Origin of the sequence: Spirillospora sp. CA-142024 (assembly GCF_050942325.1) — a bacterium.
Lineage (GTDB): Bacteria > Actinomycetota > Actinomycetes > Streptosporangiales > Streptosporangiaceae > Spirillospora.
In genome coordinates this window covers 2043921-2056681 of sequence record NZ_CP192077.1, presented here as the reverse complement: position 1 = coordinate 2056681, position 12761 = coordinate 2043921, and the positions used below count along the sequence as shown (strand labels likewise).

Annotated in this window: 17 protein-coding genes; 13 read left to right on the top strand and 4 right to left on the bottom strand. The window is 68.6% G+C overall.

Annotated features, from left to right (window positions below; genetic code table 11):
• Positions 1 to 55: 55 nt before the first annotated feature.
• A complete protein-coding gene (locus ACQPZP_RS09915) occupies positions 56 to 1144 on the top strand; it encodes an alpha/beta hydrolase family protein (protein ID WP_433477337.1) in 1089 nt (362 codons plus the stop codon).
• On the opposite strand, the gene ACQPZP_RS09910 is transcribed toward ACQPZP_RS09915, so the two are convergent.
• Positions 1128 to 2084: a zinc-binding dehydrogenase gene (locus ACQPZP_RS09910; RefSeq protein WP_433477336.1), complete on the bottom strand. Its 957-nt coding sequence runs from the start codon at positions 2082 to 2084 to the stop codon at positions 1128 to 1130. The genes ACQPZP_RS09915 and ACQPZP_RS09910 overlap by 17 nt on opposite strands.
• Before the next feature lie 156 nt (positions 2085 to 2240).
• Between ACQPZP_RS09910 and ACQPZP_RS09905 the strand changes: the two genes are divergently transcribed.
• The 3 genes from ACQPZP_RS09905 (at position 2241) to ACQPZP_RS09895 (ending at position 5367) form a co-directional block, all read left to right on the top strand.
• Positions 2241 to 2834 carry a hypothetical protein gene (locus ACQPZP_RS09905; protein ID WP_433477335.1) on the top strand — a complete coding sequence of 198 codons (594 nt, stop codon included), beginning with the start codon at positions 2241 to 2243 and terminating at the stop codon, positions 2832 to 2834.
• 233 nt (positions 2835 to 3067) lie between these two features.
• Positions 3068 to 3619: a hypothetical protein gene (locus tag ACQPZP_RS09900; RefSeq protein WP_433477334.1), complete on the top strand. Its 552-nt coding sequence runs from the start codon at positions 3068 to 3070 to the stop codon at positions 3617 to 3619.
• Positions 3616 to 5367 carry a serine/threonine-protein kinase gene (locus tag ACQPZP_RS09895; RefSeq protein ID WP_433477333.1) on the top strand — a complete coding sequence of 584 codons (1752 nt, stop codon included), beginning with the start codon at positions 3616 to 3618 and terminating at the stop codon, positions 5365 to 5367. The genes ACQPZP_RS09900 and ACQPZP_RS09895 overlap by 4 nt, the downstream gene beginning before the upstream one ends.
• Positions 5368 to 5382: 15 nt before the next feature.
• On the opposite strand, the gene ACQPZP_RS09890 is transcribed toward ACQPZP_RS09895, so the two are convergent.
• Positions 5383 to 5871 (bottom strand): cupin domain-containing protein, encoded by a 489-nt coding sequence (locus ACQPZP_RS09890; protein WP_433477332.1) that lies wholly within the window; start codon positions 5869 to 5871, stop codon positions 5383 to 5385.
• 184 nt (positions 5872 to 6055) lie between these two features.
• Here ACQPZP_RS09890 and ACQPZP_RS09885 point away from each other — a divergent pair, with 184 nt between their 5' ends.
• The 7 genes from ACQPZP_RS09885 (at position 6056) to ACQPZP_RS09855 (ending at position 10396) form a co-directional block, all read left to right on the top strand.
• Positions 6056 to 6460 (top strand): hypothetical protein, encoded by a 405-nt coding sequence (locus tag ACQPZP_RS09885; RefSeq protein WP_433477331.1) that lies wholly within the window; start codon positions 6056 to 6058, stop codon positions 6458 to 6460.
• Positions 6451 to 6594: a hypothetical protein gene (locus ACQPZP_RS09880; RefSeq protein ID WP_433477330.1), complete on the top strand. Its 144-nt coding sequence runs from the start codon at positions 6451 to 6453 to the stop codon at positions 6592 to 6594. The genes ACQPZP_RS09885 and ACQPZP_RS09880 overlap by 10 nt, the downstream gene beginning before the upstream one ends.
• A gap of 123 nt (positions 6595 to 6717) precedes the next feature.
• Positions 6718 to 7056 carry a hypothetical protein gene (locus tag ACQPZP_RS09875; RefSeq protein ID WP_433477329.1) on the top strand — a complete coding sequence of 113 codons (339 nt, stop codon included), beginning with the start codon at positions 6718 to 6720 and terminating at the stop codon, positions 7054 to 7056.
• Between the two features lie 377 nt (positions 7057 to 7433).
• Positions 7434 to 7766 (top strand): hypothetical protein, encoded by a 333-nt coding sequence (locus ACQPZP_RS09870; RefSeq protein WP_433477328.1) that lies wholly within the window; start codon positions 7434 to 7436, stop codon positions 7764 to 7766.
• 200 nt (positions 7767 to 7966) lie between these two features.
• Positions 7967 to 8797: an NmrA family NAD(P)-binding protein gene (locus ACQPZP_RS09865; RefSeq protein ID WP_433477327.1), complete on the top strand. Its 831-nt coding sequence runs from the start codon at positions 7967 to 7969 to the stop codon at positions 8795 to 8797.
• A gap of 155 nt (positions 8798 to 8952) precedes the next feature.
• Positions 8953 to 9627, top strand: a complete 675-nt coding sequence (locus tag ACQPZP_RS09860) for a methyltransferase domain-containing protein (protein ID WP_433479580.1) — start codon at positions 8953 to 8955, stop codon at positions 9625 to 9627.
• A gap of 31 nt (positions 9628 to 9658) precedes the next feature.
• Positions 9659 to 10396: a VOC family protein gene (locus ACQPZP_RS09855; RefSeq protein WP_433477326.1), complete on the top strand. Its 738-nt coding sequence runs from the start codon at positions 9659 to 9661 to the stop codon at positions 10394 to 10396.
• A 10-nt stretch (positions 10397 to 10406) separates the two neighbouring features.
• On the opposite strand, the gene ACQPZP_RS09850 is transcribed toward ACQPZP_RS09855, so the two are convergent.
• Positions 10407 to 11282: an SDR family NAD(P)-dependent oxidoreductase gene (locus ACQPZP_RS09850; RefSeq protein ID WP_433477325.1), complete on the bottom strand. Its 876-nt coding sequence runs from the start codon at positions 11280 to 11282 to the stop codon at positions 10407 to 10409.
• Positions 11283 to 11381: 99 nt separating this feature from the next.
• Here ACQPZP_RS09850 and ACQPZP_RS09845 point away from each other — a divergent pair, with 99 nt between their 5' ends.
• Together ACQPZP_RS09845 and ACQPZP_RS09840 are read left to right on the top strand one after the other, a co-directional pair.
• A complete protein-coding gene (locus ACQPZP_RS09845) occupies positions 11382 to 11972 on the top strand; it encodes a TetR family transcriptional regulator (RefSeq protein WP_433477324.1) in 591 nt (196 codons plus the stop codon).
• Complete coding sequence (locus ACQPZP_RS09840) at positions 11923 to 12090, top strand: VOC family protein (RefSeq protein WP_433477323.1); 168 nt, start codon at positions 11923 to 11925, stop codon at positions 12088 to 12090. The genes ACQPZP_RS09845 and ACQPZP_RS09840 overlap by 50 nt, the downstream gene beginning before the upstream one ends.
• A gap of 40 nt (positions 12091 to 12130) precedes the next feature.
• On the opposite strand, the gene ACQPZP_RS09835 is transcribed toward ACQPZP_RS09840, so the two are convergent.
• Positions 12131 to 12709 carry a hypothetical protein gene (locus tag ACQPZP_RS09835; protein WP_433477322.1) on the bottom strand — a complete coding sequence of 193 codons (579 nt, stop codon included), beginning with the start codon at positions 12707 to 12709 and terminating at the stop codon, positions 12131 to 12133.
• Positions 12710 to 12761: the final 52 nt, after the last annotated feature.

The following is a 12761-nucleotide window of genomic DNA, read 5'->3' as shown; positions in this document are numbered from 1 at the left end:
CTCGGCGGCCCCCCGGCCGCCGGACCGCCCACGCCGCCGCCGTGCCCGCCGGCTGATGGCCGCGGCCGTCGCGATCATCGTGCTTCTTGGCGCGGTCGTCGGCGGTGTCGGCTGGTATTTCGCCGGCGTCGCCATTGAGGTCGATCATTCGGCCGAGTACCCGTTCACGATCGAGGACACGGGGAACGGCACGGTCACGCTGCCCCGCGATCCGGCGACGGAGCGTTCCGGAACCTGGGCGCTCGTCTGGAAGGGCGGACGCGCCATGCTCGGGCCCGTCGTCGGCGGTGACGATTCGCACGTGGTGCGGAAGGTGACGTCCGTCAAGGAAGGCGCCTTGGAGAAGGGCGCGCCGGTCGATATCGACCACTGGCTGTACGACGGCGATCCCAAGACGGCGCTCGGGCTGCCTTTCCAGGACGTCCTGTATCCGTCGGAGGTCGGGCCCATGCCCGCCTGGCTGATACCCGGAACGTCCTACAAGGGGACATGGGTCATCGGCGTCCATGGACGGAACGCCGACAAGGCCGAGACGTTCCGCGTCATGCGGGCCGTTCACGCGCAGGGCCTGCCGATGATGTCCATCGCCTACCGGAACGACGTGGGTGCGCCGCCGTCCCGCGACCGGAAGAACCATCTCGGCGCCACCGAATGGCATGACGTCGTCTCCGCCATGGGCTACGCGCGTGCGCACGGCGCGACGGACGTCGTCCTGTACGGGTGGTCCATGGGCGGCGCCATGGTGATGACGACGCTGCGGAAGGACCCGTCGTTCGTCCGAGGGGTCGTGCTCGATTCCCCCGTGATGGACTGGAGCGACACTTTTGACAAGCAGGGCGACGCCCGTCACCTGCCCGGCTTCATCACGGACTTGGCCAAGCGCATCGTGGAGTGGCGCATCGGCATCGACCTGTCCGACTTCGACCAGCGCCGGTACGCGCCCGATCTCCGCACACCGGTGCTCATGTTCACCACGAAGGACGACGAGATGGTCGCCAACAGGCCGGCCTTCGCGTTCGCCCGGACGGCGCCGCCCGGCATGGTCACGCACATCGCCACGCCGGGCGACCACACCCAGTCCTGGAACGTCGACCCGGCCGCCTACGAACGTTCGCTGGACGCATTTCTCAAGAAGGTCGGCTGACCTCAAGGAGGGTCTTGCCGACGGTTCGGCGCGACTGGATCGCGGCATGCGCGCCGGCGGCGTCGTCGAGCGGGAACCGCTGGCCGATCAGCGGCTTGAGCCTCTTCCGGGCCGCTTCTTCCAGCGCGCTCATCGTGAACTCGCGAAGTTCCTCGGGGGTGGCCGACGGGCGGACGATCGTCACACCGCGCTCCTGCGCGTCCTCCTCGGGGATGCTCGCCCATTCGCCGCTGGCGAGTCCGAAGCTGACCATGCGCCCGCCTTGCCGGAGCAGCGTGAACGCCTCACGGGCCACGTCGCCGCCGACGCCGTCGAAGACGACGTCCACCTTCCCGACCTTCTGCGCCCAGCCGGGCTCGCTGTAGTCGACCGCCTCGTCCGCGCCGAGCCGCATGGCCGTCTCGGTCTTGCGCGCGCCCCCGGCCGCCGCGACCACCCGCGCGCCATTCGCCTTCGCCAGCTGGACGAGGAGCGTGCCGACGCCACCGGCCGCCGCTTCTACCAGCACACGCTCACCGGGACGGGGGCGCGCGGCTCGCAGCATCATCGTCGCCGTCCGTCCATCGGCCAGGAGGGCCACCGCGTCGTCGAGCGCCAGGCCGCCCGGCACCTCGAACAGGCCGTCCGCGGCCACGACGGCCTTCTCCGCGTAGGCGCCGGTGCCGCCGGTGCTGCTGACGACCCTGCGCCCGACGAGCGTCCCGTCGACACCGTCCCCGACCGCGGTGACCACGCCGCCGACCCCGTTGCCCGGGATGACCGGCGGCTCCAGCCGCACCGGCGCCGGACCGGTGCCCGACCGCAGCTGCGTCTCCACGAACGTGATGTTGACGAACTCGACCCCGATGAGCGCCTGCCCCTCCCCCGGCACCGGATCAGGCGCGTCCCCGGGCACCAGCACTTCCGGCCCGCCGAACTTCGTCAGCCACACCGCACGCATCAAAACCCCTCTCATCTGCGGTAGTAGTCTCAGCGTGGTACCTCAAGCATGGTCGAGGTCAAGTCAGTCGCAACGAATGGCTTTTCTCGCCCCACGCGGCTCTGTAAGCTTTCGCGCGTATTCCGCCCCGTTGTCTGCTGCCGCTCAGGGATGGCGATGCGCACCCGGTTGGTCCGTTCCTCCCCGCTGAGATCTCGCCGCGCCGCCTTTCTGCCCGTCCTCCTGGCCCTGGGCGCGGCCGCGGGATGTGGTTCGTCCGGCTCGTCCTCCAGCGGCGAACTCGCCCCCAACGGCCAGTTCGACACCGGCGGCACCGCCCCGGCATCGGCCGCCGTCGCCCCGTCCGCCATCCCCACGGCGCAGCTTTACAAGACGGTGCTCGACCGCTACCGCGCCTACCAGGACGCCTACAAGCAGGCGTACGACACCAACGATCCGGCGAACCTCACCGACGTCGCCATGGACCCGCTCTTGACCAGGATCACGAACGAGGTGGACGCCGTCCGGGCAAAGGGCGAGATCTGGCGCTTCACCAGCACCTTCAACCCTCGTGTCTACGCCCGGTCCACTGACTACACGAAGGTGTACGTCATCGACTGCATCCGGACACTCGCCAGTTACCGCTACTCCGCCAAGACCGGAAAGCGCATCGACGGCGGGCCCGGCGAAGCCTACGTCTTCCGGACGACTCTCCAGTACGAATCCGGCACCTGGAAAGCCGTCGCCTTCGTCCGGGACAAGAAATGCTGACGGTCGGCAGGGAAGGACACGCGATGCCTCCCAAACACCCCACTCACCGCCGCGCCGCGTCCGCCGCTATCTTCGCGGCAGCCCTCGTGATACCCGGTCTCGGCGCCACCGCCGCACATGCGGACAACTGCAAGGACGGGAACCCTTTCAGCTGTACAGGGACCATCCACGGGGGCCGGCCGGGCGGATCCGGCGGGCAGGGCGGATCACCCGGCGGCGGAGCCTCCGGCCCGGTGGAACCTCCCCCGCCGGTAGGCCTGACGGAAAACGAGGCCCCGGGCTTCGTCCCGCTCGACGGCGGCGCCCCACCGCAGGCGGCAGCACCCACCACGCTGGACTGGGTGGCGGTGGCCAAGAGCTCCGCAGCGCTGCCGACCCCGGTGGTGCACACCGCGCCGGACGGCAAGACCTTCGTCCAGGTGCGGACGTCCCTCTGGGTGGACGGCTACAACGTGGTGAAGACCAAGCCGGTCGGTGGGAACGGGCAGTCGGTCCAGGCCACGGCGACTCCCGTCTCCGTCACCTGGAACCTGGGCGAGTCTCAGAAGACCTGCAATGATCCGGGCAGCAAGGACGGCAAGACCTGCAACTACACCTACCGGCGGGCCTCGGCCGGCCAGCCCGGCGGCGCCTACCAGGTCACCGCGACCATCAACTGGGCTCTCACCTGGGCGTGCGACGGGCCCGCCTGCGACCCCCAAGGCGGTGAGCTGGGCACCGAGCCCATGACGTCCGCACCGACGCCGCTGGTCGTCAGCGAGATCCAGACGAACACTGGGCAATGACTTCGGCCGGTCACCGGCTACCGGGCTTCGTCGAGCTGGCCGAGCTGGGGTCCGGAGCCCAGGGCGAGGTCGTCCTCGCACGGCATGCGTCCGGCGGCGGACCGGTGGCGATCAAGTACCTGGCCGCCGGCCTGCTCGGAGACACGAACGCCCGGAACACCTTCCGGGACGAGGCGCAGATGCTCAAGCGGGTGAACGACCCGCACGTCGCGCGGCTGCTGGATTACCTGGAATCCCCATGGGGCGCGGCGATCATCCTGGAGGCGGTGCCTGGACGTCCGCTCCGCAAGATGCTGGACGAGCATGACGGGCCGCTCGCACCCGAGGCCGCCCTGGCGACGCTGAAGGGATCGCTTCTCGGCCTGGCCGCGGCACATGCGGTCGGCGTCGTCCATCGGGACTACAAGCCCGCGAACGTGCTCGTCCAGGACGACGGGCAGAGCAGGCTGATCGACTTCGGCATCGCCGTCCTCACCGGTCAGGGCGGTCAAGCCGGGACGCCGGCGTACATGGCACCGGAACAATGGGCCGGCGAACCCGCCACTCCCGCGACCGACCTCTACGCGGCCACCGGTGTATTCGTCGAATGCGTCACCGGTAGGAAGCCGTTTCGCGGGACGACGCTCGCCGAATTGAAAACGGCGCACACCCAGGGCTTCGCATCGTTCGAACAGGTGCCTGAGCCCCTGCGTCCACTCGTCCGGCGGGGCCTGGCCCAGACGCCGTCCGAACGGGTTTGGAACGCCTATGAGTTCGTGAGCGAGCTGGAGGACATCGCGGTCCGGACATACGGCACGGACTGGGAGCGGCAAGGGATCCTCGCGCTGGGCGCGGTCGCCGCGACCGTGGCCACCACGGTTCCGTTGGCGATGCTCGGAGGCGCGCTGCTGGCTCCCGGGGCATCGACCACGGCAGTGGGCACCGCCGCCTCCGGCGTGGCTGGTCACGCCTCCTTGGGCTCCGCCCAGAGCGCCGTGACATCGGACGTGCTGGCGAAGACCGGAACGTCGGCGTCCAAGGGTGTCCTGGGCAAGGTCGGCGGAGCGAAGGGCGCGGCGGCCATCGGAACGGCCGGTGTCGGCGCAGTGATCGCCGCCTGGGTGTTCTGGCCTGCGGGGCCGGGCGTCGGTGGAGAGAGTCACGGCGGCATCCATGCGTATTGGACCCGGCCGGGCATCCTGACCGGGCAGATCGACATGCCCGCCTCCGACACGCCTTACATGGACGTGACCATGACGGTGACCCCGGCCAGGGTCAAACGCGGAACGAGCCTGCGGTTCGTTCAGCGGTTCAAAGCCCGGACCCCGGAAGGCGCGAAGTACTTCCCGGGCGGGCGGCGCCAATGCTTCGGCAAGAACCCGAAGCGTACGGACACTGTCGGCGGCTTCCAGTTCGGCTGGAATGGGGACGATGCGCCTTTCAAAGGCGACCATCTCGCCTTCTACCGCGTCCCGCCCGCAAAACCGAAGGAACTCCCCACGGGTACGGGCGCCATCTTCGTGCGGGCGAAGTTCACACGGCCGGGAATGGCGCAACCCTATGTGGCGGCGGAATGCGCCTATCTGAGCACTCAGACGGCCACCGCAACACTCCGGATTCCGGGGCCGAAGGTCCTGGAACCCGGGACCTATCTCGTGACGTCGATCTCCCCAATGCGCATCACGGGCACCAGGGCCGGCGTCTCCCAGGAGGCCATGGGAACGGTCAACGAGGGCGCCGCACCGCTGATCGAGGTCCTGGACGACTGACGTGGCCCGCTGGGGTCAGACCATGTACTGGTCGTGGCGGTGGTAGAGGTCGGCCCACTCCTCCTCGCTGAGTTGCCGGCCGCTCTCCACGATCTCGGCGAGCTCTTCGAAGTAGGCCTCGCGCGGAGCGCCGGGGGCGAACAGCACCAGCATCGTGGCCGGTCCGTCCGTGTTGCGGAACGCGTGAATCCCGCCTGGGGGGACGTAGAGGAAGTCGCCGGGGGAGCCGCTGCGCCAGTCTTCGCCGTTGTACAGGCTGACCGTCCCGCTCAGGACGAAGAACGATTCGGAAAAGGTCCGGTGGAAGTGCGCCCCGGAGCCTGACGGCTCGGTGCCCATCTCCCACCGGTAGAGCCCGTAATGGCCGCCGGTACTGGCGCCGGTGGCCAGGTAGTGGACGTTCGTGCGTCCGCCGATGGACAGTTCCGGCGCGGTGTCCACGGTCCGGAGCGCGCCGCTGATCTCGCCCTTGTCTCCCAGGTAGAAGGCGTCTGGATAGGACATGCGTTCCTCCTCGTCGAGCCCGCGCCGTCGCCGCGTGATCTCCTGCTTCGTTTGTGACAGCTTCCCAGGGTCGCGAGCGACGTGGATCCCCGTCCGTGCACGTCCAGGGGCGTGTGCCGAAGTGTGTTCGGGTCGCCTCTGGTGAAGAAACAGGCAGGCCAGAGTGCGTGTGAGGGGATGGATCATGTGGAGACCTGACGGCTGGGATGTGACCGGCCGGATCGGTGTGCTGACGCCCCATGCGGACGTCGGTCCGGAGTCCGAACTGCGGGCCATGGCGCCGAACGGTGTCGGCGTGCACGCCTCCCGGGTGGAGTTCGGCGCCACGAGGGCCGGCGGCGGGATGGATCCGACGATTCCGCCTGAGCCGGTCCGGGCGTTCGCCCGGCTCGAAGGGCGCACCGGCGGGATTCCCGTGGTCGCCACCTGCACCGCCGCGCTTCGCGCCCTCCGCATGCTGGAGGCGCGGAGCATCGCCCTGCTCGACCCGTCACCCCGGCCGGGCTGTACGAATGGATTCGGGGGAACGTGCCCGCGGGAGTCGACGCGCTGTTCATCGGCGGGAACGGATTCCGGGCCGTGGGAGTGATCGAGGCGCTCGAAGAAGCCCTCGGCTGTGCCGTCAACCAGGTGCTCTTCTGGCACGCCCTGCGCAGGGGCCGGATCTCCCTGCCGGTCACCGGCTACGGACGCCTGTTCGGCCTCGACGGCCCCACCGCCTGACGACAAGGAGCCCCTGACCCTGCCACTCCGGGACGCGAATGCCCTTGCAGTACTGCGGATCGCTCACCGACTCGGACGGTCTAGAGCGAGCCCCATGTCCAGCTAGCCAAAAACAAGGCAACCATGCCCTCCAAGATTTCCCTCGGAATCATCACGCCCTTCGCACTCGCCGTGGCGGCCGTGATCTCGGCCGTGGCAGGATCGTGGCTGCTGTTCACCTGCCTCTCCACCGCGACGGCGATCACGGTATCCATTGCCGTCAAGGAGTGGCCCTGGCTCCGCTTCCCACTGAAGGGCGCGCTGGCCATCGCGCTGGGCATCGCCGTTGTGCTGATGCTCGTGTACATGGGCATCGAATGGCCGTGGCTGCTGGGCATCCTCGTGGTCCTCTTCGGAATCGGCTTCATCTGGGCCAACCACAAGCGACCTGGCATCGAGTCGCTCCGCAACAACAGGCGATGACGTCGACGAAGGCCTCGGCCTCCGCGGACGGCAATCCCTGGCCGGGGTCCGGGCGCCCGGTGCCGTCTTCCGGCAGACGATCATGCAACCCCCTTGGGCCCTGCGGTCGGCCGGCGATGCCCCGCTGACGCCGGCCGCGTTGCAACACGAAGGCGGGCACCTGAAAGGGCAGCGCAATCCACACGTGATGCTCTGGACCGGGCTCGCCATTGTCGGAAGACCTCAGATACTGGACTGCTCCCTGGCACCGAACGCTCTCGGGTTCCTTGTTGCGCATCGCGCACCGGCCCGGACGGTCTAGAGCGAGGCCCGTATCCAACCAGGCAAACAAATAATCCAACCAACAAACCAGAAATACAAACAAGAAAGAGGCAGTCATGTTCTCCAAGAAGTCTTTCTACGCCGGAATCCTCACGCCCTTCGTGCTCGTCATGGCGGCCGTGATCTCGGCTGCGAATGGAGAGTGGCTGCTGTTCACCTGCTTCTCCACCGCGACGGCGGTCACGGTATCGATCGTCGTCAAGCAGTGGCCCCACCTCCGCTACGTGATGTGGGGTGCAGTGGCCATCGTCTGCGTGATGGTGATCGTGTGCATGGCTTCCGAAGCGCCGTGGCTGCTGGGCACCCTCGTGGTGATCTGCGGCATCGGCTTCATCAGCGCCAACAACAAGCGACCCGGCAAAGAGTCGCTTCGCATCCCCCGGCGATGACGGCAACGTCGTCGCTCCCCAGTCACGGCCCCCGAGTTTCACAAAGGGGGCCGTCTTATTTTGGAGCCCTCAGCCTTAACGATGGCCTCGCCTCCTCCACGCGCCGCACTACCGAGGCGGTAGTTGGCCACCGGTGGCGGCTGGCTTGACCTCAAGGGCGGTTGAGTTTCTAGCGTCGTCGGCGACGAAAGGACTCAACTGTGACGACACTGGTTACGGGTGCCACCGGGAACACCGGCCGACATGTGGTGGCGGAGCTGGTCCGCCGAGGAGAGCGGGTCCGGGCGCTGACGCGGAATCCCGCCGCGGCCGCGGGAAGGTTTCCGGCCGAGGTGGAACTGGTGGACGGGACGCACACCGCACCAGCGAAGCTGGGCACCGCTCTTGATGGTGTCAGCCGGTTGCACATCACTGTGACGGCAGGGCTCGCCGAGGTAGGGCCCGAGCTCGTGCGGCGGGCGGTCGATGCGGGGGTGCGGCGCATCACCGTGGTCTGGGGTGGTGGTGTGGGGCCGGTCGAGCAGGCCGTGGCCGACTCGGGTGTGGAGTGGACGCGCCTGGAACCCCAGGAGTTCATGTCCAACACCCTGACCTGGATCGAGCCGATCCAGGCGGAGGGGATCGTCCGCGAGCCGTACGACTTTCCCAGCGCTCTCGTCCACGAGGCCGATATCGGGGCGGTGGCGGCGATCGCGCTGCTCGACGACGGCCACGCGGGGCGTGCCTATAACCTCACCGGGCCTGAGACGCTGACCCCGCGCGAACGGATCGCCGTCCTGTCGCAGGCGACCGGCCGCGATATGGCCTTCGCCACGATCACCCACGAACAGGCCGTCGAGAGGCTGATGGCCACCGGTGTCTCTCGGGCGGACGCCGAATTCGTCATCGGCTGGTACGCCGCTTCCGACGACGCCTCCAGGACCGTCGACGACACCGTCGAGCGGGTGACCGGCCGTCCGGCGCGCACGTTCGCCCAGTGGGCGGCCGAGCACGCGGAACGCTTCAGAACGCCCCGCGTCACGGCCGGCTGAGGCGCTGACGACCTGGCCGCGCCCCCGCGCGTCCTGGTTGGCTTGGATCATGGATTGGGTACGCGAGTTCTACTCCAAGACCGGTCAGTGGTGGGGACGGGGCGACGCCCGGATCACCGAACGCGACCACCGCCGGGTGCGGCTCCTGCGTGACCATGGCGCCGAGGCAGGACGGGTTCTGGAGTTGGGGATCGGGTTACGGGGCAACGGCGGCGGCCGCCGCGAAGGCGGGCTTCGCGGTGACGGCGGTCGAAGTCAGCGATCGCGCGGATCTGTCCGGTGAACTGGTCCGGAACGTGGCTCCGGGCTCGCTGACCGTCCACAAGGCCGACTTCTACGAGGTGGACCTGCCGGACCGGTATGACGTGGTCTGCTACTGGAACGGCTTTGGCGTAGGGACCGACGACGACCAGCGTCGGCTCCTGGTACGGATCGCTTCCGAGTGGCTCCGGCCGGGCGGGGTCGCTCTGATCGATGTCTTCAACCCTTTCGTCTGGGCTCGCTGGGACGGAGACCAGGAGCATCGGACGCCCGACGCCGCCGCCGGGTATGACCGCGAACTCGATGAGCGGACGCTTTTCGACCCCGTCACGTGCACGGCGATCGACACCTGGTGGGAGACGTCGAGCCCCGATCAGCGGATCAGCCAGGTCCTGCGGTGCTACACGCCCGCCGACCTCGGGCTCCTGCTCGCCGGGACCGGTCTGGCGTTGAAGAGGATCGTGGTGGGGGACCGGGCGCTGCCACTGTCACCGCATCCCGGCCTGGGCGAACTCCTGCGGGAGCAGCATGAGTACCTTGCGGTACTCGCCCATGAGCCTGGGCGGTGAGACCTCCCACCTGGCCCCTATGATCGGCGGCATGGCGCTACGGCTTGTTCAGGTGAACTTCAAGGCTCAGGACGACTCGGCGCTCGGCCGGTTCTGGGCGGAGGTGCTCGGCTGGGGTGTTGACAGCGAGGGACCCGGCGTGACCAACATCGCACCCGTGGGCTTCGACTGGCCGGACCCCGCCGCCTTCTACATCGATTTCGTCGCCGTTCCGGACCCCGAGACGGTGAAGTACCGCGTGCACCTCGATCTCGCCACGACCTCTGCGGCCCATCAGGCGGAGCTGGTCGCGCGCCTCCAGGATCTCGGTGCGACGCCTGCGGATGTGGGCCAGGGCGACGTCCCGTGGACGGTTCTGGCCGACCCCGAGGGCAACGTGTTCTGCGTGCTGGAGCCTCGGGAGGTCTACCGGGATACCGGGCCGATCGCCGCGGTCGTGGTCGACTGTGAGGATCCGCGTGCCATGGCCCGGTTCTGGGACGAGGCGATCGAGTGGACCCTGCACGAGGTGACCGATGATCATGCGGTGCTGCGTTCGCCCGAGGGCGTCGGGCCGTATCTGGAGCTCCTTCGCACATCCGGCGCGAGGACATGGTGGAACCGCGCGCATGTCGACCTGATTCCGGACCCCATTGACGACAAGGAGCCGGAGGTGGCCCGGCTGCGGGCTCTCGGCGCGACCGACGTCGACCTCGGCCAGGGCGACGTCCCGTGGACGGTTCTGGCCGACACGGAAGGCAACGAGTTCTGCGTCCTCGGCCGCGGCTGACGCAGGGCGCTCACTCCGGGTTCAAACCGCTGAGACGTTCGCATAGTGACCACACCGCTTCTTGCCCTCGCTCGTCCAACGCACCGGAAGGCCAGACCGCGCGGCGCGTCCTGGCGTCGAAGTATGCGCCCGTAACTCCCTCCACCTCGGGGCTGGAGGCCAAGTAGACGCTGGAACGTGAGGCCTTGGTCAGATCCGACAGCAGCAGGGGGCCGAACAGTTTGATCAGGGGCGCGACGGGCCGGTAGAGGTAGGGGAACGCACGCATCGGGGTGGCCTGGTTGCCGGGCGTGTAGGCGTGCCCGGGGTAGGCCACGTTGACGGTCACCCCTTGGTCCTTCAGCCGGGACGCGAACCGGTGACTCATCGCCATGAGCGCTGTCTTGGCGTGGTTGTACTGCGTGAACGTCCACCCCAGAAACCTCTTTTCGCCCTGCAGGTTGTCCGGGTCGATCGTCCCGTCGGGCATGCCACCGGTCAGGTTGACCACGCGCGCCGTGCCCGCTGCACCCAGCAGCGGCAGCAGCAGGCAGGTGAGGGCGTACGGGGCGAGCACGTTGACGGCGAAGGTGGTCTCGACGCCGTCGGGAGTGAGCCGTCGCCCGGGGTTCATGCCTCCGGCGTTGTTGACCAGGACATCGAGCCGGTCGTACTGCTCGGCCACCTGTTCGGCAAGGCGACGCAGTGCGGCCAGGTCTGACATTTCTGCGGTGAGCCACGTGACCTGACCTGTGGCTTCTTGGGAGAGTTCGCCGGCGGCATCGCGCGCACGGTCGGCGTTCCGCCCCACGAGGATCACGTGCGCGCCGAGCCGGGCCAGCCTTCGCCCGGTCTCCCGGCCGATACCCGCCGTGCCGCCGGTCACCAGGACGGTCTTGCCATGCATGTGTCGTCTCCTAACGAAGGCGCCATCATGCTGACTAAGTACAACATATGGCATCCAATCTAGCTTATGCGACTCAGTCTCATAAGCTATCCTCAGTCCATGACAAAGGCGGAGGCGACGGGGCTGCGGGCACGCACACGGCGAGCGGTGCGAGCCGAACTCGCCGAACTGGCGCTGGGGATGTTCATCGAACGCGGCTATGAGCGGACGACGGTGGAAGGTATCGCCACCGCCGCGGGTTTGTCCCGGAGCAGCTTCTTCCGTTACTTCCCGACCAAGGAGGACGTGCTGTTCGGCGACGTCGACGACCTCGCCGAACAGATCGCCGACGACATCCGCGCACGGCCGGGCGACGAGGACGCATGGTCCTGCCTGCATGTCGTACTGCGCGACTGGGAGGGGCGCATCCACGCCGCCCAGCGGGATCTGACCGGCCTGCGCCTGATCGAGACGACCCCGTCTCTGCGCGCTCGCCTGCACACCAAGCGCGACGAGCTTCGCGCCCGTGTCGCCGCCGCACTGCTGGAACGCCGCGGCGCGTCCCTCGACGCCTTCACCGCCGATCTGCTCACCGCCGCCGCCGGCGCCGCCTTGGACGCGGTCGCCCGCGAATGGCTGCACTCAGAGGGCACCATCGACCGTGCCGCCCTCATCGACCAGGCTTTCACCCAGTTGTCGCCACGTTCCTGAGGTGGCCCGGCTGCGGGCTCTCGGCGCGACCGACGTCGACCTCGGCCAGGGCGACGTCCCGTGGACGGTTCTGGCCGACACGGAAGGCAACGAGTTCTGCGTCCTCGGCCGCGGCTGACGCAGGAGGTGGAGTGATCGGGCGGTGAGGTCGTCCACGATCACCCCCGCACGATCACCCGCAGATGCAGGTCCGTGCCGTTCCGCCCCTGCCCGGGTGCCCGCACCAAGGCCCCCGATCTGACCTTGGCGGGCACTTCGAACGTGACCGCACGGCCGTCGACCATCGCCTTCATCCGGCCGCCGGCCAGCGCCGCCTCTCCCGACAGGTGAAGGGGGTGCACCCGGCCGCGCCGGATCTTGACGACCACCCACACCGCCAATCCCGTCCCTACCGCGAGGTAGAAGAACAGGTGTCCGGCCGCCTCACCGGCCATTCCGGCCACGACGGCCCCCGCCGCCAGGAAGAACAGCCCGCCGACGAACCAGGTGGTGTTCTGCATCGGCGCGCCCATGAACTCGTGCCGATTGTGGAACACCCGGCCCCGCGGCGTGACCGTTGAATTCAGCCGGACGCCCACCAGGTGGTTGACGGCCGCGCCCGCCAGGAAACAGGGCACCGCCGCGACGACGGCGGGCAGGCCGGTCAGCGACAGCACTCCGACCAGCGGCAGCGGCGCGCCGAACAAGATCAGCGGGCTCAGCCAGCCGTGTCCTCGGTAGGAGATCACCGTCGCCATCGCGTGGCCCCTCTCCGGCCCCGACGGCGGCCCCGGTGCACCGTCGGAACGT